This is a genomic window from Pseudomonas sp. GW822-FHT06D10 (assembly GCF_058799535.1).
On record NZ_JBXALN010000004.1, the window covers coordinates 99671 to 126171 of the forward strand.

Consider the following 26501-nt stretch of genomic DNA (forward strand, 5'->3'; position numbering starts at 1 on the left):
GGCTCCTACCGGAAGGCGCCGGGAGGCTGTCAGGACGCCAGGGAGTACACCAGGGCAGTAATGGCCACCAGGCCCACCAGGGTCACGAAGACGTTGGAGGCCTGGCCGCGGTAGCGGGCCATGGCCGGCACCTTGCGGATGGCGTACATCGGCATCAGGAACAGGATCGCCGCGATCACCGGGCCGCCCATGGTCTCGATCATCGTCAGGATGCTCGGGTTGAGGGTGGCCACGGCCCAGCAGATCACCAGCATGAAGGCGGCGGTGACGCGGTCCAGGGTTTTCGTGCCCGGGCGCCGGCCGCTCTTGCCGATCAGGCCCTTGAGGCCTTCGCTGGCACCGATGTAGTGGCCCAGGAAGGACTTGGCAATGGCCACGAAGGCAATCAACGGCGCGGCAAAGGCGATGGTCGGATTCTGGAAATGGTTGGCCAGGTAGGACAGGATCGACAGGTTCTGCGCCTTGGCTTCGGCCAGTTGCGCCGGGCTCAGGGTCAGTACGCAGCTGAAGACGAAGAACAGCACCATGCCCACCATCAGCAGGTGGGCGCGGGAGAGAATCTGCGAGCTGCGCTCTTCGGCGTGCACGCCATAGCGGCGCTTCTGGTCCACGGCAAAGGCCGAGATGATCGGCGAATGGTTGAACGAGAAGACCATCACCGGAATCGCCAGCCACAGGGTATGCAGGAAGGCCGAAGGCGCCGGGACATCGCTGACGGTGGCGAGGATGCCGCCATTCCAGTGCGGGATCAGGAACACCGCGAGGAACAGCAGGGCCACGATGAACGGGTAGACCATCAGGCTCATGGCCTTGACGATCACCTGCTCGCCGCAACGCACCACCACCAGCAGGCCGAAGATCAGCACCAGGGCCAGGATCGCCCGCGGTGGCGGCGCGATGTGCAGTTGGTTGGTCATGAAGCTGTCTACGGTGTTGGTCAGGGCCACGCTGTAGATCAGCAGGATCGGGAAGATCGCGAAGAAGTAGAGCAAGGTGATCAGGGCACCGGCGGTGAGGCCGAAATGCTCTTCCACCACGTCAGTGATGTCCGCGCCGTCACGCCCGGAAAGCACGAAGCGGGTCAGGCCGCGGTGTGCATAGAAGGTCATGGGGAAGGCCAGCAGCGCCAGGATCAACAGCGGCCAGAAACCGCCGATGCCGGCATTGATGGGCAGAAACAGGGTACCGGCACCGATGGCCGTGCCAAACAGGCCGAGCATCCAGGTGGTGTCTTGGCGGTTCCAGCGGGTCAGGGTCGCTGGGGCCGCGGTTTCAAAGCGTTGATCAACGCTGTTGGCCTGATCATTCATCCGGTGGGATCTCCACATTCCGGTCGTTTGCCATTCACCCGGGCGTATCGGAGTACCCGACAGGCAGTGCCCGAGCGAAAAGAGGGGGCGCGATTGTCCGGGATTCCAAGGGCGCTGCATAGACTCAGCTGAGGAACGGTTTATGCGCTGCAGGTATTTTTTCGTTTGATGGGAAAGCGTCTGGCCCGGCCCTCTCCCGCTCAATCCGGGTTCCGCAGGAGCTGGCTTGCCAGCGAAAGGCGCCCGCCTGAAGACGCCATTCGCCGGCAAGCCGGCCCCTAGCGGGCCGCGTTGACAAGCCTCACGGGCAGGCGGCATGATCGGACCCCATGAATATCTACGCGCTGAACCCTACCTCCACCACCACGACTGCCTCCGGCGGGTCGTGTGGTGGCTGTGCGGGATGACACAAGCACAGTAGAACCAAGGCCCCGCCAGCAATGGACGGGGCCTTTTGTTTCTCCGTCCAGCTGGCACTACAAGGAGAGACAAGATGCCTTTATCCAACGCCAAGCGTGCCCTGCTGGTGATCGACATGCAGGTCGGGTTGTTCAATGGACCGGACAAGCCCTACAAGCGCGAGCAGGTCCTGGAAAACATCAACCAACTGATCCGCCGTGCCCGCCAGGCCGGAGCGCCGATCTTCGCCGTGCGCCATACCGGCCCCGCCGAATCCCCGATTGCCGCTGGCAGTGCATTCTGGCAACTGCTGCCGACCCTGGAAGTGGATGAAGAGCAGGACTGCGTACTGGACAAGACCCGCCCCAGTTGCTTTATCGGCACCGGGCTGGCCGAGCACCTGCAGGAGGCCCAGGTCAATGAACTGGTGATCGTCGGCATGAAGACCCAGTACTGCGTCGATACCACCTGCCGCGCCGCCGGCGACCTGGGCTTTGCCGCCGTGCTGGTGGAAGACGCCCACACCTGCATGGACACGCCGCTGATCGGGGCAAGAACCATCATCGCCCACCATAACGCCACCCTGAACGGCCCCTTCGTGCGCCTGGCCACAACCGCCGACGTAACCTTCTGACCCCATCGTCCCCCCACCGCCCCGGGCACGCCGAACATGGCGTGATGCCCCCGGGAACGGTGCCGGCGAGCATTGCCAAAATCCCTCGCAACCCGCACCCTTGAGCCTTCGCCCCTGCCCGTATGGAACCCTCCATGAGCGCCACGACGATCGCCGGCTGCCTCCTCTACAGCCTTGATCCACCTTCCCTCGCCCGCTTCTATGCCGAACTGCTGGGCTGGCCCATCACCGAACAGCAAGCCGACTACCAGCAACTGGCCCACCAGGGCTTCGAGCTGACCCTGGTCCAGGTGCCGCCAGCGATTGCTGCGCGCATCGTCCTCCAGGAACCGCCGCTGCCCCGCAGCGATTGCGCCTGCAAGCCGCTGTTCCAGGTAGACGACCTGGCCCGGGCCCGGCAGCGCGCTGCCAAGGCCGGTGGCCGGGTGTACGAGGCCGAGCGCGAATGGCAATTCAAGGACGCCCGGGCCTGCGACGGCATCGACCCGGAAGGCAACATCTTTCAATTGCGCCAACCCCTGCCCCGCTAACCCACGAGGAGTCCGCCATGCGCGCCACCGTTCTGGTCCTGGTTGAAAACGTCAACGCCTACCTGCCGCACCTCGAAGACCTGGGTTTCAGGCTGATCCTGGCGCCCACCCCACAGACCCGGGCCCAGGCGATCCGGGACCACGCCGGGCAGATCGATGCGGTGCTGACCCGTGGCCCCCTGGGGCTGAGCGCGGCGGAAATCGCCGCCCTGCCCCGATTGCAGATCATCTGCGTGATCGGCGCCGGCTATGAGCAAGTGGACCTGCAAGCGGCGAGCAATCGCGGGATCGCGGTAACCAATGGTGCCGGGGTCAACGCTTCGTCCGTGGCCGATCATGCCCTGGCCCTGCTGCTGGCCCTGGTGCGCGGCATTCCCCAGTCCGACGCCGCGGTACGCCAGGGGCACTGGCCGAAGGTGCTGCGCCCGTCCCTGGCCGGCATGCGCCTGGGGGTGCTCGGCCTCGGCGCCGTGGGCCAGGCCATCGCCCGGCGCTGCGCCCTGGGCTTCGACATGCCGGTGAGCTACCACAGCCGCCAGCCACGCCCCGACCAGCCCTACCGCTTCTGCCCGACCCTGGTGGAACTGGCCCGGGACTCGGACGTCCTGGTGATCGCCACCCCGGGCGGCGCCGACACCCGGCACCTGGTGGACCAGCCGGTGCTGGAAGCCCTTGGCCCCGAAGGTTTCCTGGTGAACATCGCCCGGGCCAGCGTGGTGGACACCAACGCCCTGCTGCAGGCCCTGCAGCAGCGGCGGATTGCCGGCGCGGCCCTGGATGTGTTCGATGACGAACCCCAAGTCCCGGACGCCTTCAAGGTGCTCGACAATGTGGTGCTGACCCCTCACGTCGCCGGCCTTTCGCCCCAGGCCAGCCGCGATACCGTGGCGATGGTCGGCCAGAACCTGCTGGCCCACTTCGAAGGCCGGCCACTGCTGACCCCGCTGGCCCTGCCGGCACCGAACTGACCCAGCCCCGAGTCAACGCCTATGCTCGTGGGGCGGACAACCTCTGTGCCTGCATGACTGGTGTAGGAGCCGGCTTGCTCTCATCGGGTCGTAGACACACGGGGCTAAATTCAAACGCTTGTATCAAAAGCAATGATTGTCCGGCAACACGCGCACCTATAAAGGCCCGCCGCGATTGTGAGGGGCCGGTAGGCGCATTAGATTAGCCAATAATCTCTGGCCTCCAGAATAAGCAGAAGGGATAAGCATGGCGCTTACAGACCAGTCCACCCGCACTCGCTCCGGCGAGGAACTCGATGCCAACCTGATCGACCCGTACCTCAAGGCGCACATTCCCGGCCTGAGCGGTACGCCGCAGATCAGCCAGTTCCCGGGCGGTGCCTCGAACCTCACCTACCTGCTGGAATACCCCGGGCAGGAGTTTGTCCTGCGTCGCCCGCCCTTCGGCCACAAGGCCAAGTCGGCCCACGACATGGGCCGCGAGTTCCGCATTCTCAACCAGCTCAAGGACGGTTTCCCCTACTGCCCCAAAGCCTACGTGCACTGCACCGACGAGTCGGTGATCGGCGCCGAGTTCTATGTCATGGAACGGGTCAAGGGCATCATCCTGCGCTCCGACCTGCCGCCGGAGCTGGGCCTGGATGCCGGCCAGACCGAGGCCCTGTGCAAGAGCTTCATCGATCGTTTCGTCGAGCTGCACCGGGTCGACTACAGCGCCTGCGGCCTGGGTGACCTGGGCAAGCCCGAAGGCTATGTGCAGCGCCAGATCAAGGGCTGGAGCGACCGCTACGAGAAGGCCCTGACCCCGGACGCGCCGCACTGGGAAAAGGTCAAGGCCTGGCTCAACGAGAAGATGCCCGCCGACCACCCGACCTCGAGCATCGTGCACAACGACTACCGCTTCGACAATGTGATCCTCGACCCACAGAACCCGATGCAGATCATCGGCGTGCTGGACTGGGAGCTGACCACCCTGGGCGACCCGCTGATGGACCTGGGCAACACCCTGGCCTACTGGATCGAGGCCGGCGACCCGGCGCCGGTGCAACTGATGCGCCGCCAGCCGAGCAACGCCCCGGGCATGCTCACCCGCCAGCAGTTCGTCGACTACTACGCCGAGCGCGCGGGAATCGAAATCGGCAACTTCGACTTCTACTACACCTACGGCCTGTTCCGCCTGGCCGGCATCGTGCAGCAGATCTACTACCGCTTCTACCATGGCCAGACCCAGGACAAACGCTTCGCGCAGTTCATTCACATGAACAAACTGCTGGAGCAGATGAGCCTGCAGGTCATTCACAAATCCAGCCTCTGACCGCGCCCCGGCGCTCGACAGCCCAAACAAGGAAAAACCATGTCCAAGACTCAGTTGTTCGACCTCGACGGCAAGATCGCATTCGTCTCCGGCGCCAGCCGCGGCATCGGTGAGGCCATTGCCAAGTTGCTGGCCCAGCAAGGCGCCCATGTCATCGTGTCGAGCCGCAAGCTCGAAGGTTGCCAGCACGTGGCCGACGCGATCATCGCCGCCGGCGGCAAGGCCACCGCCATTGCCTGCCACATCGGTGAAATGGAGCAGATCAGCCAAGTCTTCGCCGGCATTCGCGAACAGTTCGGGCGCCTGGACATCCTGGTCAACAACGCCGCGACCAATCCGCAGTTCTGCAACGTCCTGGACACTGACCTGGGGGCCTTCCAGAAGACCGTCGACGTCAACATCCGCGGCTACTTCTTCATGTCGGTGGAAGCCGGCAAGCTGATGCGCGAAAACGGCGGCGGCAGCATCATCAACGTGGCCTCGATCAACGGCATCTCGCCGGGGATCTTCCAGGGCATCTACTCGGTGACCAAGGCCGCGGTGATCAACATGACCAAGGTCTTCGCCAAGGAATGCGCGCAGTTCGGCATCCGCTGCAACGCCCTGCTGCCGGGCCTGACCGACACCAAGTTCGCCTCGGCCCTGGTCAAGAACGACGCCATCCTCAAGACCGCCCTGGCGCAGATCCCCCTCAAGCGCGTGGCCGACCCCAGCGAAATGGCCGGCGCGGTGCTCTACCTGGCCAGCGACGCCTCCAGCTACACCACGGGTGTCTCGCTCAATGTGGACGGCGGCTTCCTCTCCTGAGGCCCGCTTGCACCACAAAAAAGGCAGCCTCCGGGCTGCCTTTTTCATTTCCCGCAGGAGCTGGCTTGCCAGCGAAGAAGGCCTTGAGCCCGGCGCAACTCAGGCGGCCCTTTTCGCCGGCGAGCCGGCTCCTACAGGCGCCTTTCAAAATTTTAATTCCACCAATTGCAATTAAAGAATATTTATTCCATAACTAGCCCTCCCTAGAACAATAATTCTGCAGGTGCGGTTATGGACGAGCTCGGCATTGGTTTGATCGGCACCGGTTTCATGGGGCGTGCCCACGCCCTGGCGTTTCGCAGTGCCGGCGCGGTCTTCGAATTGCCGGTGCGCCTGCACCTGGCGGCCCTGGCCGACGCCGACGCCCAGCGCGGCGAACACTGCGCCGGCGCCTGGGGCTTTGCCCAGGCCCACCGCGACTGGCAAAACCTGATTGCCGATCCCCGGGTCAATCTGGTGGCCATCACCACCCCCAACCATCTGCACTTCCCCATGGCCATGGCGGCGCTGGCGGCGGGCAAGGCGGTGTACTGCGAAAAGCCCCTGGCGGTCAGCGTCGAACAGGCCCGGCAGATGCACCACGCGGCCCAGGCCGCCGGGGTGGTGACCCGGGTGGGCTACAACTACCAGCACAACCCGGTGATCGCCCAGGCCAGGGACATGATCGGCAACGGCGAACTGGGGCAACTGGTGAGTTTCCAGGGCGAGTTCAGCGAAGACTTCATGGCCGACCCGGATGCCCCCTGGTCCTGGCGTTGCGAGCCGCAGCACGCCGGCGGCGCCCTGGCGGACCTGGGCAGCCACCTGCTGGCCATGGCACGCTTTCTCATGGGGCCGGTGCAGGCGGTGTGCGCCGATACCCAGACCGTGCACCTGCAACGCCCCACCGAAGCCGGCAGCCAGGAACGCCGCGCCATCGCCGTGGATGACCAGGCCCATGCCCTGCTGCGCTTTGCCAATGGCGCGCGGGGTACGCTGAGCAGCAGCTGGATCAAGCATGGTTACAAGAACCACCTGAGCTTCGAGATCAGCGGCACCCTCGGCACCCTGGCGTTCGACCAGGAACGCCTCAACGAACTGCGCCTGTACCGGGTCGGCCAGAAGGGTTTCCAGCGCCTGCTGGCCGGGCCCGCCCTGCCCGGCTACGCGGCCTTCAGCCCGGCCCCGGGGCACCAGCTGGGCTACAACGAACTCAAGACCCTGGAAGTTCACGAATTGATCATGGCCCTGTGCGGCCAGGGCCGGGACGGCACGGATTTCGCTGAAGCCTGGGAAGTGGAGCGCCTGGCCGCGGCGATCCGCACTGCCGCCGCCGAACAGCGCTGGGTAGCACTGTAGGAAGCGGCTTGCCGGCGAAGGCGATCTTGCGGGCGCCTTCGCTGGCAAGCCAGCGCCTACGGTTGGTGGTTGGCCAGGCGCGCGGCCAGGGCCTTGGCCTGCAGGGCGACGTCGGTGACGGCGGTGCTTTCCCACCACAGGCCGCGCAGGGGCGGCCCCATGGCGAACAGGCGCTCGCAGGCCTGGCCCTGGGCGTTGTGCACGGCACCATCGGGTGCGGCGCTGATGCCCAGGGCCAAAGGCCCGGGTGTCACCAGGCCGCGGGCCAGCAGCTGGCGCGGCAAGGGCCGCGCCACCCGGCGCCAGTCGTATTCGATGCCGCTGGAGTTGATCAGGGCATCGCCCGCCATGCGCACGCTGTCCTGGCTGCCGCGGTAGCGCAGGCGGATCGCCAGCCGGCCGTCGGCGCCCGGCTCCAGGCCCTGGTAGCAAGCGGCATGAATCCGCAACCGCCCTTCTTCATGCAGGCGCGCCACCAGCTCGGCGCTCAGGGGCGGCGAGCGATGGTGATGGCTTTCCCACCAGGGCCGTACATGGCGCACGAACTGGCGTTTGTGTACCTCGCTGGCCTGGCTCCACAGGCGCCCTATATGCACCCGCACCGTGTCCAGCGGGGCCTGCCAGTCGATGCCCTGGGCCTCGGCCGCGCGGCATTGCTGGCGCAGCGCCCGCAGCAGTTGCCGAGGGCTGCGGATGCTCGGGTCGGCGCCGAGAAAGTCCTCCCAGGCCGGGGGCTGGCGGCGCACGTGCGGCAGCAGCCCATGCCGGGAAAACACTTCGATCGGCCCACGATGCCCGGCCTGCTCCAGGGACACCACGGCGTCCACCATGGTCAGCCCGGAACCGATGATCAGCACCGTCGCCCGGGGATCGAGGCGGGCCATGGCCGCCACATCCCAGGGGTCCAGCGCCGCGGCATTCAGGCCGCTGGAACGGGTCTGCGGGGTACGCGCCGCCGGGAACATGCCGGTGGCCAGCACCGCCACCGCGCCGGGCAGTTGCCGGCCATCGGCCAGGGTCAGTAGCACGCCGTCAGGGCCGGTTTCCAGGTCCACCGCCTCGCCCTGCACATGGCTCAACGAGGAGCCCTGCGCCCGGCCCTGCACCTGGGCCTCGGCCAGGCGCTGCTGGACGTAGACACCAAACAGCCCGCGGGGCGGAAACAGTTCGCTGACCGGCACATGCTGGCGGTCCGACTCGGGCCAGCCGCCCTCGGCGATGTGCCGGGCCAGCCATTGGGTCAGGTCGTCGGCGTTGTCCGGGTCGACGCTCATGCGCGCGGCGTTGCCATTGAGGGTGTGCCCCAGCTCCACGGCGCTGTAGGCCTCGCCGCGCCCCAGCTCGCTGCGCGGTTCTATGACCAGGATCCGTCGCTGGCCCGGCAGGCGCAGCAACTGGGCGGCCAGCAAGGCGCCGCTGAGGCCGCCGCCGACAATCAGGATTGGCGCATCACGGGTGGCAGGGGTTGCCTGTCCGGTGTGGGTTTGGCTCATGGAATGCTCACGGTCAGTGTTTGCCCAGGTAGAAATCCTGCAGGTCGCCCCGGCCCAGCAGTTGCTCGGCGCTGCCGGACAAGGCCACGCGTCCGGTGTCCAGCAGGTAGGCATGGGAAGCGTACTTGAGCGCCAGATTAATGCTTTGCTCGGCGATCAGAAAGCTCACCCCCGCCTCGCGATTGAGCTGGGCGACGATCTGGAAAATCTCCTGGACGATAATAGGCGCCAGGCCCATGGACGGTTCATCCAGCAGTACCAAAGTAGGACGAGTCATCAACGCCCGGCCGATGGCCAGCATCTGCTGTTCGCCACCGGAGGTCAGCCCGGCGCGCACCCGGCGCTTGGTCAGCAGCCGCGGAAACCAGCTGTAGATGCGCTCCAGGTCCTGCTCCAGCTGGCGCCGGCCCAGGCCACGGACAAAGCCGCCGGCGCGCAGGTTGTCTTCCACCGTCAACTGGGGGAAGACGTGACGCCCTTCCAGCACATGCACCATGCCCTGGTGCACCCGCTGGCTGGGGTCGACCCCGGCCAGGTCCTGCCCGGCAAAGGCGATGGCGCCGCGGCTGAGCTCGGCACGCTCGGCCCGCACCAGCCCGGAAATGGCCTTGAGGGTGGTGCTCTTGCCGGCGCCATTGGCCCCCAGCAAGGCAACGATGGCCCCCCGGGGCACGCTCAAAGATACCCCGGCCAGCGCCAGGATCACGCCGTCGTAGATCACCTCGATGTCCTGTACCTGCAGCAAGGTCTCGGCCGTCGCGGCCGTGGCGCTGTGGCTCATGGTTCAGTCACCCTCGTTGCATGTACGGGGCACCAGGCGCTTCTCCTTGGCAAAGGCCGCGGCCTTTTCGTCGATCAGCGGCCGTAGCAGCGCGCGGTCGGCGGCAATCCACTCGCTGATCAGGGTCCAGTTGGCGCCGTCCCATTGCTGCACCCGGGCCGCGCCGCCACCTTCGTGATCGCGGCAGGACAGCTTGAGGTTCTGCATCAGCCCCAGGTAACCCATGTCCTTGAGCCGGGCGTCGTCGATGTTCAGGTGTTCCAGGCCCCAGCGCCCTTCCTCGCCATTGAGCGGGCGCTTGCCGAACTTGCCCTGGGCGGTCCGGATCGCCTCCACCGCCACCGCCGCGTTCACCAGGCCGGAGTTGTAGTACACGCTGCCGAAATTCTTCAGGTCCTTGAGGTCGCTCTTGCCGGTATCGAGGATGTACTGCTTCAGGCGCTTGTGGATCTCGAAGTCACTGCCCGCCGGGTAGGGCGTCAGCGCCAGGTAGCCCTTGGCCGCGGCGCCGGCCGGCAGCACGTCTTCGCTGGAGCTGGCCCAGATATCGCCGATGATGTGGTCCACCGGGAAGCCGAAGCGCGCGGCGGTCTTCACCGCCACGGGGGTGGACACGCCCCAGGTGCGCAGGAACACCCAGTCCGGGTTCTGCTGGCGGATCTGCCGCCATTGCGCCGATTGCTCGTTGCCCGGGTCGGCCACCGGGATCTGGATGTTCTCGAAACCGTACTTCTCGGCCAGCAGCTTGAGCGGCCCGAGGGTTTCCCGGCCATAGGCGGAGTCGTGATAAAGCGTGGCGATCTTCTTGCCCTTGAGCCGGTCGAACCCGCCCTCGCGCTGGGCGATGTAGTTCACCAGGGTCGAGGCCTCGCTGTAGAAGGTCAGCATCACCGGGAAGTTGTAGGGGAACACCGTGCCGTCGGTGGCTTCGGTGCGGCCGTAGCCCAGGGTGATCAGCGGGATTTTGTCCACCTCGGCACGCTCACTCAGGGCATAGGCCGCCGGTGCGCCGTTGGGCTGGTAGACCGCTACCGGTGCGCCATCCAGGCCGTTCTTGAAGCGCTCGTAGCACTCGATGCCCTTCTCGGCGGTCCATTCGGTCTCGCACTCCTGCCACACCAGCTTGACCCCGTTGATGCCGCCCTCCACCTGGTTGATGTAGTTCAGGTAGTCGATCATCCCGGCCCACACCTGCACCCCGCTGGAGGCGTAGGCGCCAACCCGGTAGGTGGCCAGGGGGAAGAACTGCTGGTCCGGCCCGGCCTGGGCTGCCGGGGCAACGGCCGCCGCCAGCAGCAACGCTGCGCCGGCCAGGGAAGCTTTCAAGGATGCACGCATGTTGTCTCTCTGTTCTGGGAGGAGGAATTCAGAAGCGCAGCGGCCAGTGCCGCAGGCGCTCGCGCAGGTTGCCCAGCAAGCGGATCAGGCCCTCGGGTTCCTTGATCAGGAACAGGATGATCAGCACGCCGAAAATGATCTTCTGCAGGTTCTGCAACTGCCCGGCGTCCACCGCCCCGCCCAGCAGTGCCTGCCCGGCATGGCTGAGGAGAATCGGCAACAGGCTGATGAAGGCCGCGCCGACGAAGTTGCCGGCCACGCTGCCCATGCCGCCGATAATGATGATGAAGAGGATCTGGAACGAACGATTGATATCGAAGCTGCTGGCGCTGGCGGTGCCCAGGTAGGCGAAGGCCCACAGCGCACCGGCGATGCCCAGGTAGAACGAGCTGACGGCAAACGCCTGACGTTTGTAGCGGGCCACCGGGATGCCGATCACCGCGGCGGCGGTGTCCATGTCGCGGATCGCCATCCAGTTGCGCCCGACCTGGCTGTGCACCAGGTTCTGCGCGACCCAGGTCAACAGCAGCACCGTCACCAGGGTCAGCAGGTAGCGCCCCTGGGGGTGGTTCAGGTCATGGCCCAGCAGGCTCAACTGCGGCGCCGAAATGGTGCCCGAGGAACCGTAGTTGTAGAACCAGGGAAACTTGACGAACAGCCACTCCAGGAAGAACTGCGCCGCCAGGGTGCTGACCATCAGGTAGAAACCCTTGATCCGCGAGCTGGGCAGGCCGAACAGCCAGCCCACCAGGGCGCTGATCAGGCCGCCGCCGAGCAGGGCCAGGGGCAGCCCCAGCTGCGGCAGGCGCAGCAGAATACCGTAGGTGGCAAAGGCCCCCACGGCCATGAAGCCCGCGGCGCCCACCGAGGTCTGGCCGGTGTAGCCGGTCAGCAGGTTGAGCCCGAGCCCGGCCAGGGACAGCACCAGGAACGGAATCAGGATCGCGTTGAGCCAATAGTCGTTGCCCAGCACCGGCACCACGCCGAAGGCCAGCAGCAACAGGCCGGCCAGGCCCCAGGGCAGGCGGCGCTGGACCAGCAGCAAGGGGGCGGTTTGCCGCGTCAGAAGAAGGGACATCAATTCACACTCGCTCGATGGCCCGCTCGCCGAACAGGCCGGCGGGGCGGATGTAGAGGAAGGCCAGGGCCAGGACATAGGCGAACCAGGGGCTGATGCCGCCGCCAATCAGCGGGCCGATATAGACCTCCGCCAGGTTTTCGGCGGCGCCGACGATCAGGCCGCCGGCAATCGCCCCGCCGATCGAGGTGAAGCCGCCGATGATCAGCACCGGCAGCGCCTTGAGCACCACCAGCGATAGAGAGAACTGCACCCCCTGGCGTGCCCCCCAGAGCAGCCCGGCCACCAGCCCCACCACCCCGGCCACCGCCCAGACGATCTGCCAGATGCGGTTGAGGTTGATGCCGATGGACAGCGCCGCCGTGGTGTCGTCGGCCACCGCCCGCAGCGAGATGCCGATGCGGCTCTTGTTGAACAGCAGCGCCAGCACCGTCACCAGCACCAGGGCGGTGGCCGCGGCAATCAGGTCGAACTGGCTGACCATCAGCGGCCCGAGGAACAGCGGCACATCGTCGATGCCCAGGTCCAGGGCCCGCACCTGGGAGCCCATCAGGCCCTGGGCCAGGCCCTCGATGATGAACGACAGGCCCAGGGTGGCCATGAACAGGGTGATCGGCGAGCGGTTGACCAAGGGCCGCAGCACCAGGCGTTCGATCAGCCAGGCGCCGAGGATCATCACCAGCACCGTCAGCAACAGTGCCAGGGCGAAAGGCACGCCCTGCTCGTGCAGGCTGACGAAGGTCAGCGCGGCGAACAGCAGCATCGAGCCCTGGGCGAAATTGAACACGCCACTGGCCTTGTAGATCAGCACGAAGCCGATGGCCACCAGTGAATACAGGGTGCCGGCCAGCAGACCACCGAGCAGGGTTTCGAAGAAGAATGCCATCAGTGCACGGCCCCCAGGTAAGCGGCGATCACCTCGGGGTGGGCCTGGACCTCGGCCGGTGTGCCATCGCCCACCTTGCGTCCGTAGTCGAGCACCACCACGTGGTCGCACAGGTCCATGACCACCGCCATGTCGTGCTCGATCAGCACCACGGTGGTGCCCAGGTCACGGTTGATGTCGGCGATGAAGCGGGCCATTTCCTGCTTCTCCTCGGCATTCATTCCGGCCAGGGGTTCGTCCAGCAGCAACAGGCTGGGCCCGGCGATCAGCGCCCTGCCCAACTCGACGCGCTTTTGCAGGCCATAGGCCAGGTTGCCCACCGGCACATCGCGCAATGCCTGCAATTCCAGAAACTGCAGGATGCCTTCGGCCAGCTGGCGGAATGCCCGGGCTTCACGGCGGGCCCGGGGCAAGCCCAGGGCCTGTTCGATGAAGCGCGCGCGGGAGTGGCGCGAAAGGCCGGTGAGCAGGTTGTCCAGCACGCTCATCTTCTTGAACAGCGCGTTGTTCTGGAACGTGCGGCCGATGCCCCGGCGCGCGGCGTCCAGCGGGTCGATGCGCTGCAACGGCTGGCGCTCGAACACGATGGTCCCGGCGTCAAAGCGATAGACCCCGTTGAGCACGTTGAGCAGCGAACTCTTGCCCGCGCCATTGGGGCCGATCAGGGCACAGATCTCGCCCCGGCGCACCTCGAACGACAGTTGATTGATGGCCTTGACCCCCTTGAACGACAGGGAGATGTCACTGACTTGCAAAATGGATTCGGCGTGGCTCATGCAATGTTCCGTGTGAATTCGACGATCCAGGCCGGTGTGGCCGGTGGCGTCGTGGCCTGGGGGGCCTGCCAGATGAATTGCAGGCGAGAAAAGCCCAGCAGGCGGCGCACCCGATGCTTGAGCAGACGCGCCAACAGGCCCTGGGGATGGGCCAAGGCCCACTCGCACAGGCGTCGGCGCCAGGTGTCGGGGGGCGCCAGGCGGCTCTCGATCTCGTCCGCCAGGCGTTGCAGGCGCTGGGGCGACAGCAGCAGGCCGCTGGGGGCCACCTCCCGCCGGTCGCGGCTGGTCGAGCCGCGGCTTTCGGCGAAGGCCAGGCACTGGCCACTGCCCAGCCATTGCTCCAGCAGCACCGTCAGGCCCTCCTGCCATTGCGTGCCCTCCTCGCTCCACAATTGACCGCTGCCGACCGGGGCGCGCCAATTGGCCTGGCGCCGGGGTGGCTCGCCCCGGCCCAGCAGCTCGCGCAATTCCAGCAGGGGCAGATGCGCGCCTTCCGGCAGGCGCGGCAAGGCTTGCCCGGCAATCAGCAACTGCGGGGCCAGAGCGTTTTCACTGGCGGCGACCCAATCCAGCACCTGCTGGCGCGAATGCACGAAGGCGTGGCTCGGTTGCAGGCGCCACAGGGTCTGGCGCAGGGCTTGGGGCGGCAGCTCGTCGTCCAGGCTCAGCACCTCGGCGCCAAGGCTGTGGGCCGCCAGGGCCAGCAGGAGCAGGTCCGGTTCGAAGCGGGCGCTGACTGCCAACCGCGAATCCGGCGTCAGGCCCTGCTGGCGCAGGCCGTCGGCCAGGCGCTCGACGTCCCGCAGGGCGTCGATCCAGCGCCAGGCGTACCAGTGGCCGTGGCGCTTGTGGCGCAAGGCGTTGTGCAACGGGCTGACCTGGGCCCAGTGGCGCAACCGCTCCAGGGCCCCGCTCAACTGCAACCGGGCCTGGGGCGCTGGCGAATCCGCGCTCGGCGCACGCTTGAGTTCATGCACGCTCATGAGTTGACCTCGATCTCTTGGCAATCGCGTGCGGTGGTCCGCTGGCTGGAAATGAACGGGGGGCCTTGTGGGCCTTTTCGCTTGTAGGAGCCGGCTTGCCGGCGAAGGCGTGGGCCCCTTCGCTGGCAAGCCAGCTCCTACAGGGCGCGGGGTTCAGGCGCTGGCACGTTGCGCGGCTGCTTGGCGTTGCCCGCCCAGGTTGCGCCAGGCGCTGCCCGGGTGGCTTTCGGGCAGGCGCGGGCCGGCGCCGAAGAGCTTTTCCCGCAGGGTGCCCGGGGCGTATTCGGTCTTGTAGACGCCCCGCTTCTGCAACTCCGGCACCAGCAGTTCCACGGCGTCGATAAAGCTTTCGTGGGTCAGCGCATACGCCAGGTTGAAGCCGTCGACGTCGGTTTCTTCCACCCATTCCTGAAGCAGGTCGGCGACGGTTTCCGGGCTACCGACGAACAACGGGCCAAAGCCGCCGATGCCCACCCAGTCCGCCAGTTCATGGGGTGTCCAGACCTTGTTCGGGTCTGCCGTGGAGAAGGCCTCCACCGCCGACTGGATGGCGTTGGTGTGCACGTGCTTGAGGGGCTCGTCGGGCTTGAAACGGCTGAAGTCGATGCCGGTCCAGCCGGAAATCAGCGCCATGGCGCCCTCGTAGCTGACCCAGGATTTGTATTCCTCGAACTTGGCCTTGGCCTTGGCGTCGGTCTCGCCCAGGATCACCGTCTGCAGGTTGAAGATCAGGATCTTCGACGGATCGCGCCCGGCCTCGGCGGCCCGGCGGCGGATGTCGGCCACGGTCTTTTTCAGCAGCACCTTGGACGGCGCGGCGACGAACACGCATTCGGCCTGCTCGGCGGCGAACTGCTTGCCCCGGCTGGACGCCCCGGCCTGGTAGAGCACCGGGGTACGTTGCGGCGACGGCTCGCAGAGGTGGATGCCCGGCACCTGGAAGTGTTTGCCGACATGGCGGATCTCGTGGATCTTGCTCGGGTCGCTGAAGAGCCGTCGCTCGCGGTCGCGCAGGATCGCGCCGTCTTCCCAACTGCCTTCCCAGAGCTTGTAGCAGACCTCCAGGTACTCCTCGGCGTAGTCGTAGCGAGCGTCGTGTTCGGTCTGGGCCTGCTGCCCGATGTTCTTGGCCCCGCTCTCCAGGTAGGAGGTGACGATGTTCCAGCCGGCGCGGCCCTTCGTCAGGTGATCGAGGGTGGATAGGCGCCGGGCGAAGGGGTACGGGTGCTCGAAGGACAGCGACGCGGTGAGGCCGAAGCCCAGGTGTTCGGTGACCAGGGCCATGGGCGGGATCAGCTGCAGCGGGTCGTTCACCGGGACCTGGGCGGCCTGGCGGATCGCTGCCTCGCCGTTGCCGTTGTAGACGTCGTAGATGCCCAGCACATCGGCGATGAACAACCCGTCGAACTTGCCCTTTTCAAGGATTTTCGCCAGGTCGGTCCAGTACTCCAGGTCCTTGTACTGCCAGGAGCGGTCCCGGGGGTGGGCCCAGAGGCCCGGCGACTGGTGGCCGACACAGTTCATGTCGAAGGCATTGAGGCGGATTTCACGGGACATCACACAACACTCCTGAAACCTTGGGGTGGCACGCCATTGAGGCGGTAGTTGCCGATCAGTTGGTATTTCCAGCGCAGCGGGTCATCCAGGGTCTGGGGCTGCGGGCTGCGCTGACCGGTGAGTTCGAACTCGGCGTCGCTGGCCGCCAGCAGCGCCTGGCCCGCGGCAATCGCCGCCTCGGCCAGGGCCACCGCAACTTCCGCCGGGTCCGGCTCTTGTTCTATTTGGCGCTGGGCCCGCTCCTGCAGGGCCGCGGCCAGGTCGATGCGGATGTTCAGGTCGCCAAAGCGGCTGATCACATAGGGGTCGTCGCTGGCCCTGGCCAGGCCGCTGCCGCTCCAGGGCCGGGCCTGCTCGCGGATGAAATCCAGGGTTTGCTGCAGCAGGACGCGGGCCCGCTGCAGGACCTGGGCGTTGTGTTCCAGGGCCGCTTGGGGGGTGTCGGGGCGGGTCAGTGCATTCATGGCGCAGTCCTTCAGTTCCAGGCGTGGCGGGCCGGCTTGATGCCGTTGAGCAGGTAGTTGCCGATCAGGTGATATTTCCAGCGCGCCGGATCGTGCAGGGTGTGGGTGCGGGCGTTGCGCCAGTGGCGGTCGAGGTTGTACTTGCCCGACACCGAACGGGTGCCGGCCAGCTCGAAGAGTTTGCTGGCGGCGAGCAAGGCACTCTCCGCCGACAGCACCTTGGCCTGGGCCACCACCAGGGAGGCCTGGGCGACGCTGTCTTCACCGGGCTGGGCCAGGGCCTGATCGACCGCCTCGGCGGCCTTGGCGAGGATCGCTTCGGTGCCGTGCACCCGCCATTCCAGGTCGCCGATGGCGGCAATGGTGAACGGGTCCTGCCAGCCATGGTCCAGGCCACTGTCGATCCACGGCCGGGATTGCCGGGCATGGTGCTTGGCGTCTTCCAGGGCGGCGACGGCGATGCCGGTGTCCACCGCGGCCTGGATGATTTGCGAGATCGGGCCATCGGCGGTGGGCTGGTCGAAGGCCCGATGGGCCGGGATCACCGCGCTGCGCGGCACCCGCACCGCCTTGAGGCTGACCCCGCCGCTGGCGGTGGTGCGCTGGCCGAAGCCGTCCCAGCTGTCGATCACCGTGAGGCCAGGGTTGTCGCGCTCGATAAAGGCAATGTGCGCCTGGTTGTGTTCGTCCACCGCCACCGCCGGGACGATGTGGGCGAACAGCGCCCCGGTGCAGTAGAACTTCTCGCCGTCGATCTGCGCCTGTTCGCCGTCGAAACGGATCTGGGTTTCAAAGGCGCCGACGTGCTTGCTGCCGGCCTCGGAAAACGCATTGCCGAAGCGGTAGCCCTGCAACACCTTGGCGAAGTAATGGCGCTTCTGCTCTTCGCTGGCGGTCTGCAGCAGGATGTCCACCACTCCCAGGTGGTTCTGCGGCAACTGGCCGAGAGACGGGTCGGCGGCGGAAATGAGCTTGATGACTTCCACCAGGGTGGCGTAGGACACCCCGGCGCCGCCGTACTCTTTGGGGATGGTGATGCCCCACAGGCCGCTGGCGGAAAATTCGTCGAGCTCTGCCCGGGGCAGGCGCCGCTCGCGATCACGCAGCGCCGCCTCCACGGCAAAGCGCTGGGCCAGGGCCCGGGCCACGCTGATGGCTTGCGCATCGTTCTGGATGAGATGGGCACTGCGAGAGGGTTGGGCTGGGGCTGTCATGGGCCGACTCCGCTTCCTGAACATCAAGGTGAACACCCGTCGCGGGGTTCTTTCCAGGACAATTGCAGGAGTCGTGCCTAAATATAAAAACCTTTAATATCAGCAGCTTGCTTGATAATTCAGCTAAAAGACATCAACTGAAAACAGGCAAAATGTCCAACTGCTGTTGCTGGGCAAACAGCGCTTGCCGGGCCACGGAGCATCAGATCACCACGTTGCGCACGAAGCGCGTGGCCCGGGTGCCGTCGTTGCGGTAGCCGTGGGGCACGTGGCTGGCGAACATGAAGAAGTCACCGCATTCCAGGCGCCGTTCAGTGTCGCCGAAAAACACCGTCAGGCAGCCTTCGAAGACGTAGATCTGCTCGCTCCAGCCCTCGGCGTCGCACTCCGAGTGATAGACCTCGCCAGGCTCCAGCTGCCATTCCCAAAGCTCCACTTCACGGGTGGCCTCGGCCTTGGCCAGGAGCAGCGCCTTGCTGCCGGGGATAGCACCGGCCCAGGCCAGCTCGTTGATGCGGCTCGAATCCCGGGATTCCGGGGCCTGGATCAGGTCGCTGAAGGCCACGTCCAGGGCTTCGGCCACCCGGTCCAGGGTGCCGAGGCTGACGTTCTTCTCCCCCGCCTCTATCGCCACCAGCATCCGCCGGCTGACATTGGATTTTTCCGCCAGGGCGCTCTGGCTCAAACCCGCGGCATTGCGCAGGCGGCGGACGTTGAGGCTGACATGTTGCAGGACCGAGGCCCGCTGGACGTTTTCTTTGTGCACTATATTGCTCACTCCTGGGGCCTGCGCAGTATACTGCCCAACTTCCGGCGCATTGTGCGTCCCCCTCAGGTAGCACGCAAGGCCATGACAGCAACGCCCTCCCGCGGATTCCAGTTCAAGTTGAGCAAGGCCGAAGCCGTGCTGGTGCTGATCACCATGATCTGGGGCGGCACCTTCCTGCTGGTGCAGAACGCCATGAGCGTCAGCGGGCCGATGTTCTTCGTCGGCCTGCGCTTTGCCGCAGCGGCGTGCATGGTCGGTGCATTCTCACTGCGCCACTTGCGCGGCCTGACCCTGTTCGAACTGCGCGCCGGGGCCTTTATCGGCACCGCGATCATGCTCGGCTACGGTTTGCAGACCGTGGGCCTGCAAAGCATTCCCAGCAGCCAGTCGGCGTTCATCACCGCCCTTTATGTGCCCTTCGTGCCGCTGCTGCAATGGCTGTTCATGGGCAAGCGCCCGGGGTTGCTGCCGAGTATCGGCATCATGCTGGCGTTCACCGGGCTGATGCTGCTGTCCGGGCCCAATGGCGCCTCCCTGGACTTCAGCCCCGGGGAGATCGCCACCCTGATCAGTACCGTGGCCATTGCCGCGGAGATCATCCTCATCAGCAGCTTCGGCGGGCGGGTGGATGTGCGCCGGGTCACCGTGGTGCAACTGGCGGTCACCTCGCTGCTGGCGTTCGCCATGGTGTGGCCGACCGGGGAAGCGCTGCCTGGGTTTTCCTGGCTGCTGCTGGCCAGCGCCCTGGGCCTGGGGGCTGCCAGCGCGGTGATCCAGCTGGCAATGAACTGGGCGCAGAAAAGCGTCTCGCCGACCCGCGCCACCCTGATCTATGCCGGCGAGCCGGTGTGGGCCGGGATTGTCGGGCGCATCGCCGGGGAGCGCCTGCCGGGGCTGGCGTTGCTGGGCGGCGCCTTGATCGTACTGGCGGTGATCATCAGCGAATGGAAGCCCAAGGCAGAAGCCGGACAGCAGAGCGGCGAGGCGGTGGAGTCCTGAGCAACGGCCCGCTGCGGGGGCTGCTTGCTGGTGAGGGAGCTCTTGAGGGCCCTTTCGCTGGCAAGCCAGCGCCTACGGCTGGCTGGGTTAGTGGTGGGGACTGTAGGAGCCGGCTTGCCGGCGAAGGTGCTCTTGCAGGCGCTCTCGCTGGCAGGCAAGCGCCTACAGTGCGGGGTCCCCGGGGGCGTAGAGCCAGGTGGGGACGGTCAGGGAGCCCTTGTGCTTGGGCTCCAGCAGTACCCGGTCATTTTCAGGCTCGCCGTGATAGTAGAAGTAGGCGTGGTAGAGCGCATGCCCCTCGGCAAAGGCGCGGTCGAAATAGAGCACCGTGCCCGGCGGCAGCACATAGTTGCGCTCATCCCCCTGCGAGCCTTCGATGACCAGCGCCTGGCGGGTCTTGAGCATATCGGGGCGGTCCAGATAATGCTCCAGGCCAATGCCCGATGCCGCACCAAAGGCGGTGAACAGCACGGCGAACGCGCCCCGTCGAAACAGCCGGCCCAAGGCCGATCCTTTAATCATGTGCACCCTTGTCGATCCTTGTGGCGGCTTGAGCTGGGCAGGGCATTTGCCCCACAGCACCCGGTGAACGGGCGCATCAGGCATTTGTCTCCTACCTTTGAAAGCGTATGTAACATTTCTTAGGGGGCCCGGGCCGCGCATGGCGGTTGGTGATCCAGGGCCTGGCACGTATTATGCGTCATACTTTTCCGCAGATTAGAAGCCTATGTCCCTGATAGTTCTACTGCTTCTGCCATTCATCGGCAGCTGTCTGGCGGCCCTGTTGCCGCACAACGCACGTAACACCGAATCTCTGCTGGCCGGCCTGGTGGCACTCATTGGCACCATCCAGGTGGCTCTGCTGTACCCACAGATCGCCGATGGCGGGGTGATTCGCGAGGAGTATGCCTGGCTGCCGAGCCTGGGGCTGAACTTCGTGCTGCGCCTGGACGGCTTCGCCTGGCTGTTCTCGCTGCTGGTGCTGGGCATCGGCAGCCTGGTGGCGCTCTACGCGCGTTATTACATGTCGCCGCAAGATCCGGTGCCGCGTTTCTTCGCCTTCTTCCTGGCCTTCATGGGCGCCATGCTCGGCCTGGTGATTTCCGGCAACCTGATCCAGATCGTGTTCTTCTGGGAGCTCACCAGCCTCTTCTCCTTCCTGCTGATCGGCTACTGGCACCACCGCTCCGATGCCCGCCGCGGCGCCTACATGGCGTTGATGGTCACCGGTGCCGGGGGCTTGTGCCTGCTGGCCGGGGTCATGCTGCTCGGCCATGTGGTGGGCAGCTACGACCTGGACCAGGTACTGGCTGCCGGAGACAAGATACGCGCCCACGCGCTCTACCCGATCCTGTTGCCCCTGATCCTGCTGGGCGCCCTGAGCAAGAGCGCGCAGTTCCCCTTCCACTTCTGGCTACCCCACGCCATGGCCGCACCGACCCCGGTCTCGGCCTACCTGCACTCGGCGACCATGGTCAAGGCCGGGGTGTTTCTCCTGGCCCGCCTGTGGCCGTCGTTGTCCGGCACTGAAGAATGGTTCTACATCGTCAGCGGCGCCGGGGCCTGCACCCTGGTGCTGGGCGCCTACTGCGCGATGTTCCAGAACGACCTCAAGGGCCTGCTGGCCTATTCCACCATCAGCCACCTGGGGCTGATCACCCTGCTGCTGGGCCTGAACAGCCCGCTGGCCGCGGTGGCGGCGGTGTTCCACATTCTCAACCACGCCACGTTCAAGGCCTCGCTGTTCATGGCGGCCGGGATCATCGACCACGAAAGCGGCAGCCGTGACATCCGCAAGCTCAACGGCCTGATCAAGCTGATGCCCTACACCGCGACCCTGGCCATGGTGGCCAGCGCCTCCATGGCCGGGGTGCCGCTGCTCAACGGCTTCCTGTCCAAGGAGATGTTCTTCGCCGAGACGGTGTTCATCAACTCCAGCGCCTGGGTGGAAATCGCCCTGCCGGTGATCGCTACCATCGCCGGGACCTTCAGCGTGGCCTACGCCCTGCGCTTCACGGTCGACGTGTTCTTCGGGGAGCCGGCCACCGACCTGCCGCACACGCCCCACGAGCCGCCGCGCTGGATGCGTGCCCCGGTTGAACTGCTGGTGTTCACCTGCCTGCTGGTGGGGATCTTCCCGGCGCAGATCATCGGCCCGCTGCTGGCCGCCGCGGCACTGCCGGTGGTGGGCGGGACCCTGCCCGAATACAGCCTGGCCATCTGGCACGGCCTCAATGCCCCGATGATCATGAGCCTGATCGCCATGTCCTGCGGCATCGTCCTCTACCTGCTGCTGCACAAGCCGCTGGTGGCGGGCCGTTTCGCCTACCCGCCGGGCGTGGGCCGTCTCAACGGCAAGCTGTTGTTCGAGCGCAGCCTGGTGGGCATGACCCGCCTGGCCCGGCGCCTGGAACGCCGGTTGAGCACCAAGCGCCTGCAGACCCAGCTGTTCGTGCTGATCCTGGCGGCGGTGATCGCCGGGCTGATCCCCATGCTCTACAGCCAGCTGACCTGGGGCGACCGGCCGAAGATCCCCGGTTCCATCGTCTTCGTGACCTTCTGGCTGCTGGCCATCGCCTGCGCCCTGGGCGCCGCCTGGCAAGCCAAGTACCACCGTCTGGCCGCCCTGACCATGGTCAGCGTCTGCGGCCTGATGACCTGCGTGACCTTCGTCTGGTTCTCGGCGCCGGACCTGGCCCTGACCCAGCTGGTGGTGGAAGTGGTGACCACGGTGCTGATCCTCCTCGGCCTGCGCTGGCTGCCACGGCGGATCGAGGACGTCTCGCCCCTGCCCAGCAGCGTGCCCAAGGCGCGCATCCGCCGCCTGCGCGACCTGAGCCTGTCGGTGGCCGTGGGCCTGGGCATGGCAGTGCTGTCCTACGCCATGCTGACCCGCCCCACTCCCAACGACATTTCCTCGTTCTACCTCAGCCGCGCCCTGCCCGAAGGCGGCGGCACCAATGTGGTCAACGTGACCCTGGTGGACTTCCGCAGCTTCGACACCCTGGGCGAGATCACCGTGCTGGCGGCGGTGGCCCTGACCGTGTTCGCCCTGCTGCGCCGCTTCCGCCCGCCCAAGGAAAGCATGCAGTTGCCGGCGCAGCAGCGCCTGCTGGCCCCGGACGTGGTCACCGACCTGGTCAACCCGCGCCAGGCCAGCGACACCGCCCTGGGCTTCATGATGGTGCCGGCGGTGCTGGTGCGCCTGCTGCTGCCGATTGCCCTGGTGGTGTCCTTCTACCTGTTCATGCGCGGGCACAACCTGCCGGGTGGCGGTTTCGTCGCCGGGCTGGTGATGTCGGTGGCCTTCATCCTCCAGTACATGGTGGCGGGCACCCAGTGGGTCGAGGCGCAGATGAGCCTGCGGCCGCTGCGCTGGATGGGCACCGGGCTGCTGGTCGCCCTGGCCACCGGCCTCGGCGCCCTGGCCTGGGGCTACCCGTTCCTGACCACCCACACGCTGCATGTGGACCTGCCACTGTTCGGTGACATCCACATCGCCAGCGCGCTGTTCTTCGACATCGGCGTGTACGCCGTGGTGGTGGGCGCGACCCTGCTGATCCTCACGGCCCTGGCGCACCAGTCGGTGCGGGCCCACAAGCCGGCCAGCCAGGCCAAATCCCTGACTCAGAACGGAGCCGCCTGATGGAAGAAGTCATCGCAATCGCCATTGGGGTCCTCGCCGCTTCCGGAGTCTGGCTGGTGCTGCGCCCGCGGACCTTCCAGGTGGTGATGGGCCTGTGCCTGCTGTCCTATGCGGTCAACCTGTTCATCTTCAGCATGGGCAGCCTGTTCATCGGCAAGGAGCCGATCGTCAAGGACGGCGTGCCCCAGGACCTGCTGCACTACACCGACCCGCTGCCCCAGGCGCTGGTGCTCACGGCCATCGTCATCAGCTTCGCCATGACTGCGCTGTTTCTGGTGGTGCTCCTGGCGTCCCGGGGCCTGACCGGCACCGACCACGTCGATGGCCGGGAGCCCAAGGAATGAATCCGTTGTCGCACCTGATCGTCGCCCCCATCCTCCTGCCGCTGCTGACCGCGGGCATCATGTTGCTGCTGGGGGAAAAGCATCGCCCGCTGAAAGCCCGGATCAACCTGCTCTCCACCCTGCTGGGCCTGTGCCTGGCGGGCTACCTGCTGTACTGGACCCAGGTCCAGGGCGCCACCGGTTCCTTCGGCGTGTACCTGCCCAGCAACTGGCAGGTGCCGTTCGGCATCGTGCTGGTGGTCGATCGCCTGTCGGCGCTGATGCTGGTGCTCACCGGTATCATCGGGGTCAGCGCGCTGCTGTTCGCCATGGCCCGCTGGGATGGCGCCGGGGCCAGTTTCCATGCCCTGTTCCAGATCCAGCTGATGGGCCTCTACGGGGCCTTCCTGACCGCCGACCTGTTCAACCTGTTCGTGTTCTTCGAGGTGCTGCTGGCGGCGTCCTACGGCCTGATGCTGCACGGCTCGGGGCGCGCGCGGGTGTCTTCGGGGCTGCACTACATCACCATCAACCTGCTGGCCTCGTCGCTGTTCCTGATCGGCACGGCGATGATCTACGGGGTCACCGGGACCCTGAACATGGCCGACCTGGCGATGAAGATCCCCCTGGTGCCGGAAGCCGACCGCGGCCTGCTGCACGCCGGTACGGCGATCCTGGCGATCGCCTTCCTGGCCAAGGCCGGGATGTGGCCACTGAACTTCTGGCTGGTGCCCGCCTACTCCTCGGCCAGCGCGCCGGTGGCGGCACTGTTCGCCATCATGACCAAAGTCGGTGTGTACACCGTACTGCGCCTGTGGACCCTGCTGTTCTCCGGGCAAGCCGGGGCCTCGGCCTATTTCGGCAGCCAGTGGCTGGTGTACGGCGGCATGGCGACGATCTTCTGCGCGGCCCTGGCGATTCTTCCGGCCCAGCGCCTGGAACGCATGGCCAGCCTGAGCATCCTGGTGTCGGCCGGCATCCTGATCTCGGTGATCGGCTTCGCCCAGCCGGCCCTCACCGGCGCGGCGCTGTTCTACCTGTTCAGCTCGACCCTGGCGATGTGCGCGCTGTTTTTGCTGGCAGAACTGATCGAGCGTTCGCGCTCGGCCAATGAGATCCCCCTGGAGGATGAAGGCGAGATCCTGCCGCGGCCCATGGAGTCGCTGCACCCGCCACGGGGCAGCAACCTCGACGATGAACAGAAAGTGGTGGTCGGCCAGGTGATCCCCTGGACCATGGCCTTCCTCGGCCTGAGCTTCATCGCCTGCGCCTTGCTGATCATCGGCATGCCGCCGCTATCGGGCTTCATCGGCAAGCTCAACCTGATTGCCGCCCTGCTCAACCCCGAGGGCCTGGGGGCCAGCGAGGGCGCGCCGATCACCCCGGCGGCCTGGTGCTTCCTGGCGCTGTTGATCCTCTCGGGCCTGGCCTCGCTGATTGCCTTTGCCCGCCTGGGTGTGCAGCGCTTCTGGACCCCGGAGGAACGCCCTTCGCCGGTGCTGCGGCGCCTGGAGTGCCTGCCGATCGTGGCGCTGCTGGGGCTCTGCGTGCTGCTCAGCTTCAAGGCCGAGCCGTTGCTGCGCTTCACCCAGGCCACCGCCGACAGCCTCAACCACCCGGAGCATTACGTGATGGCGGTGCTCGGCACCCGCACCGTGCTCAGCCCTGAATCCAAGACCGCAGCGGCAGTGGAGGTGCACCCATGAAGCGCCTGTTCCCCGCGCCATTCCTGTCCCTGGCACTGTGGCTGCTCTGGCTGGTGCTGAACCTGTCCCTCAGCCCGGGCAACCTGCTGCTGGGCGCCCTGCTGGGCTTTCTCGCGCCGCTGCTGATGCAGCCCCTGCGGCCCCTGCCGATCCGCATCCGCCGCCCGGGCACCATCCTGCGCCTGTTCCTGGTGGTGGGCCGCGACGTGCTGGTGTCCAACCTGCTGGTGGCCTGGGGCGTGCTCAACAACGGCCGGCGCCCGGTGCACTCGGCCTTCGTCAAGATCCCCCTGGACCTGCGGGACGCCAATGGCCTGGCGGCGCTGTCCACCATCACCACGGTGGTGCCGGGCACGGTCTGGTCCGAGCTGTCCCTGGACCGCAGCCTGCTGTTGCTGCACGTCTTCGACCTGAAGGACGAGGCGCAATTCATCCAGCACTTCAAGGCCACGTACGAGCGCCCGCTGATGGAGATTTTCGAATGAGTGTCCTGCTGACCAACGCGATCTTGCTGAGTCTGTTCATTTTCTCCCTGGCCATGGTCCTGACCCTGGTGCGCCTGTTCAAGGGCCCCTCGGCCCAGGACCGGGTTCTGGCCCTGGACTACCTGTACATCCTGGCGATGCTGATGATGCTGGTGCTGGGCGTGCGCTACGCCAGTGACACCTACTTCGAGGCGGCGCTGCTGATCGCCCTGTTCGGCTTTGTCGGCTCCTTCGCCCTGGCCAAATTCCTTCTGCGTGGCGAGGTGATCGAATGAACAGCCTGGAACAATTGCCACTGTGGGTGGAAGTGCTGGTGGCCCTGCTGCTGGTGATCAGCAGTGTGTTTGCCCTGATCGGGGCCCTGGGCATCCTGCGCATGAAGAGCTACTTCCAGCGCATGCACCCGCCGGCCCTGGCCTCCACCATGGGCTCCTGGGCCGTGGCCCTGGCGTCGATCCTGTACTTTTCCGCGCTCAAGTCCGGGCCGGTGCTGCACGCCTGGCTGATCCCGGTGCTGATGTCCATCACCGTACCGGTGACCACCCTGCTGCTGGCGCGGGCCGCGCTGTTTCGCAAGCGCATGGCCGGCGACGATGTGCCGGCGGAAATCAGCAGCAAACGCAGCGAAACCGGCAACTGAGCACATCCGCTGCACCTAGGAGCCGGCTGCCGGCGACGAGGCCCGTGAGCCTTGCGGTG

Annotated in this window: 26 protein-coding genes; 13 read left to right on the top strand and 13 right to left on the bottom strand. The window is 66.3% G+C overall.

Annotated elements, in window-relative coordinates; translation table 11 throughout:
* Positions 1–29: 29 nt before the first annotated feature.
* Entirely contained in the window at positions 30–1310 is a 1281-nt protein-coding gene (locus AC1RL5_RS14165; protein WP_019094303.1) for a serine/threonine transporter, read from the bottom strand.
* 493 nt (positions 1311–1803) lie between these two features.
* Here AC1RL5_RS14165 and AC1RL5_RS14170 point away from each other — a divergent pair, with 493 nt between their 5' ends.
* The 6 genes from AC1RL5_RS14170 to AC1RL5_RS14195 all read left to right on the top strand — a co-directional run bounded on the left by AC1RL5_RS14170 (position 1804) and on the right by AC1RL5_RS14195 (position 7301).
* A complete protein-coding gene (locus AC1RL5_RS14170; RefSeq protein ID WP_015635339.1) occupies positions 1804–2343 on the top strand; it encodes a cysteine hydrolase family protein in 540 nt (179 codons plus the stop codon).
* Between the two features lie 134 nt (positions 2344–2477).
* The gene (locus tag AC1RL5_RS14175) at positions 2478–2873 is read left to right on the top strand and encodes a VOC family protein (RefSeq protein ID WP_019094301.1); all 396 of its coding nucleotides are present in this window, start codon (positions 2478–2480) and stop codon (positions 2871–2873) included.
* 17 nt (positions 2874–2890) lie between these two features.
* Positions 2891–3841, top strand: a complete 951-nt coding sequence (locus tag AC1RL5_RS14180) for a 2-hydroxyacid dehydrogenase (RefSeq protein ID WP_492589580.1) — start codon at positions 2891–2893, stop codon at positions 3839–3841.
* Between the two features lie 247 nt (positions 3842–4088).
* Positions 4089–5156, top strand: a complete 1068-nt coding sequence (locus AC1RL5_RS14185) for a phosphotransferase family protein (RefSeq protein ID WP_011060923.1) — start codon at positions 4089–4091, stop codon at positions 5154–5156.
* A 39-nt stretch (positions 5157–5195) separates the two neighbouring features.
* Positions 5196–5963: an SDR family oxidoreductase gene (locus AC1RL5_RS14190; protein ID WP_011060922.1), complete on the top strand. Its 768-nt coding sequence runs from the start codon at positions 5196–5198 to the stop codon at positions 5961–5963.
* A gap of 231 nt (positions 5964–6194) precedes the next feature.
* Positions 6195–7301 (top strand): Gfo/Idh/MocA family protein, encoded by a 1107-nt coding sequence (locus AC1RL5_RS14195; RefSeq protein ID WP_492589581.1) that lies wholly within the window; start codon positions 6195–6197, stop codon positions 7299–7301.
* Positions 7302–7357: 56 nt separating this feature from the next.
* Here the strand turns inward: AC1RL5_RS14195 and AC1RL5_RS14200 are convergent, their stop codons facing one another.
* From AC1RL5_RS14200 to AC1RL5_RS14250, 11 genes are all read right to left on the bottom strand, one after another.
* Positions 7358–8794, bottom strand: coding sequence for an FAD/NAD(P)-binding protein (locus AC1RL5_RS14200; RefSeq protein ID WP_492589582.1), 1437 nt, complete (start codon positions 8792–8794; stop codon positions 7358–7360).
* Between the two features lie 13 nt (positions 8795–8807).
* Positions 8808–9575, bottom strand: coding sequence for an ABC transporter ATP-binding protein (locus AC1RL5_RS14205; protein ID WP_492589583.1), 768 nt, complete (start codon positions 9573–9575; stop codon positions 8808–8810).
* A gap of 3 nt (positions 9576–9578) precedes the next feature.
* The gene (locus tag AC1RL5_RS14210) at positions 9579–10913 is read right to left on the bottom strand and encodes an ABC transporter substrate-binding protein (protein ID WP_011060918.1); all 1335 of its coding nucleotides are present in this window, start codon (positions 10911–10913) and stop codon (positions 9579–9581) included.
* A gap of 28 nt (positions 10914–10941) precedes the next feature.
* Positions 10942–11991, bottom strand: coding sequence for a branched-chain amino acid ABC transporter permease (locus AC1RL5_RS14215; protein WP_047336614.1), 1050 nt, complete (start codon positions 11989–11991; stop codon positions 10942–10944).
* Positions 11992–11995: 4 nt separating this feature from the next.
* Entirely contained in the window at positions 11996–12877 is an 882-nt protein-coding gene (locus AC1RL5_RS14220) for a branched-chain amino acid ABC transporter permease (protein WP_492589585.1), read from the bottom strand.
* Complete coding sequence (locus AC1RL5_RS14225) at positions 12877–13653, bottom strand: ABC transporter ATP-binding protein (protein WP_492589587.1); 777 nt, start codon at positions 13651–13653, stop codon at positions 12877–12879. The genes AC1RL5_RS14220 and AC1RL5_RS14225 overlap by 1 nt, the downstream gene beginning before the upstream one ends.
* On the bottom strand, positions 13650–14639 hold the full coding sequence (locus AC1RL5_RS14230) for an AMP-binding protein (RefSeq protein ID WP_019094298.1): 990 nt from the start codon (positions 14637–14639) through the stop codon (positions 13650–13652). The genes AC1RL5_RS14225 and AC1RL5_RS14230 overlap by 4 nt, the downstream gene beginning before the upstream one ends.
* 153 nt (positions 14640–14792) lie before the next feature.
* Entirely contained in the window at positions 14793–16196 is a 1404-nt protein-coding gene (locus AC1RL5_RS14235; protein ID WP_492589589.1) for an LLM class flavin-dependent oxidoreductase, read from the bottom strand.
* Positions 16196–16660 (bottom strand): acyl-CoA dehydrogenase, encoded by a 465-nt coding sequence (locus AC1RL5_RS14240; RefSeq protein WP_011060912.1) that lies wholly within the window; start codon positions 16658–16660, stop codon positions 16196–16198. Before AC1RL5_RS14240 ends, AC1RL5_RS14235 begins: the two co-directional genes overlap by 1 nt.
* Positions 16661–16671: 11 nt before the next feature.
* Positions 16672–17874 carry an SfnB family sulfur acquisition oxidoreductase gene (locus AC1RL5_RS14245; protein WP_011060911.1) on the bottom strand — a complete coding sequence of 401 codons (1203 nt, stop codon included), beginning with the start codon at positions 17872–17874 and terminating at the stop codon, positions 16672–16674.
* Between the two features lie 202 nt (positions 17875–18076).
* On the bottom strand, positions 18077–18640 hold the full coding sequence (locus AC1RL5_RS14250) for a helix-turn-helix domain-containing protein (protein WP_011060910.1): 564 nt from the start codon (positions 18638–18640) through the stop codon (positions 18077–18079).
* Between AC1RL5_RS14250 and AC1RL5_RS14255 the strand changes: the two genes are divergently transcribed.
* A complete protein-coding gene (locus AC1RL5_RS14255) occupies positions 18635–19642 on the top strand; it encodes a DMT family transporter (RefSeq protein ID WP_072442447.1) in 1008 nt (335 codons plus the stop codon). The two genes, AC1RL5_RS14250 and AC1RL5_RS14255, sit on opposite strands and share 6 nt — an antisense overlap.
* 162 nt (positions 19643–19804) lie before the next feature.
* Here the strand turns inward: AC1RL5_RS14255 and AC1RL5_RS14260 are convergent, their stop codons facing one another.
* Positions 19805–20164 carry a hypothetical protein gene (locus AC1RL5_RS14260; protein ID WP_492589591.1) on the bottom strand — a complete coding sequence of 120 codons (360 nt, stop codon included), beginning with the start codon at positions 20162–20164 and terminating at the stop codon, positions 19805–19807.
* 205 nt (positions 20165–20369) lie between these two features.
* Between AC1RL5_RS14260 and AC1RL5_RS14265 the strand changes: the two genes are divergently transcribed.
* Genes AC1RL5_RS14265 through AC1RL5_RS14290 form a run of 6 tightly spaced genes read left to right on the top strand, consistent with a single transcriptional unit; the run spans position 20370 to position 26442 of the window.
* Positions 20370–23288, top strand: coding sequence for a monovalent cation/H+ antiporter subunit A (locus tag AC1RL5_RS14265; RefSeq protein ID WP_011060907.1), 2919 nt, complete (start codon positions 20370–20372; stop codon positions 23286–23288).
* On the top strand, positions 23288–23632 hold the full coding sequence (locus AC1RL5_RS14270; protein ID WP_011060906.1) for a Na+/H+ antiporter subunit C: 345 nt from the start codon (positions 23288–23290) through the stop codon (positions 23630–23632). The genes AC1RL5_RS14265 and AC1RL5_RS14270 overlap by 1 nt, the downstream gene beginning before the upstream one ends.
* Positions 23629–25317, top strand: a complete 1689-nt coding sequence (locus tag AC1RL5_RS14275) for a monovalent cation/H+ antiporter subunit D (RefSeq protein ID WP_015635327.1) — start codon at positions 23629–23631, stop codon at positions 25315–25317. Before AC1RL5_RS14270 ends, AC1RL5_RS14275 begins: the two co-directional genes overlap by 4 nt.
* Positions 25314–25802, top strand: coding sequence for a Na+/H+ antiporter subunit E (locus AC1RL5_RS14280; protein ID WP_011060904.1), 489 nt, complete (start codon positions 25314–25316; stop codon positions 25800–25802). The genes AC1RL5_RS14275 and AC1RL5_RS14280 overlap by 4 nt, the downstream gene beginning before the upstream one ends.
* Complete coding sequence (locus AC1RL5_RS14285) at positions 25799–26077, top strand: K+/H+ antiporter subunit F (RefSeq protein ID WP_011060903.1); 279 nt, start codon at positions 25799–25801, stop codon at positions 26075–26077. The genes AC1RL5_RS14280 and AC1RL5_RS14285 overlap by 4 nt, the downstream gene beginning before the upstream one ends.
* Positions 26074–26442 (top strand): Na+/H+ antiporter subunit G, encoded by a 369-nt coding sequence (locus AC1RL5_RS14290; RefSeq protein ID WP_011060902.1) that lies wholly within the window; start codon positions 26074–26076, stop codon positions 26440–26442. The genes AC1RL5_RS14285 and AC1RL5_RS14290 overlap by 4 nt, the downstream gene beginning before the upstream one ends.
* Positions 26443–26501 lie beyond the last annotated feature (59 nt).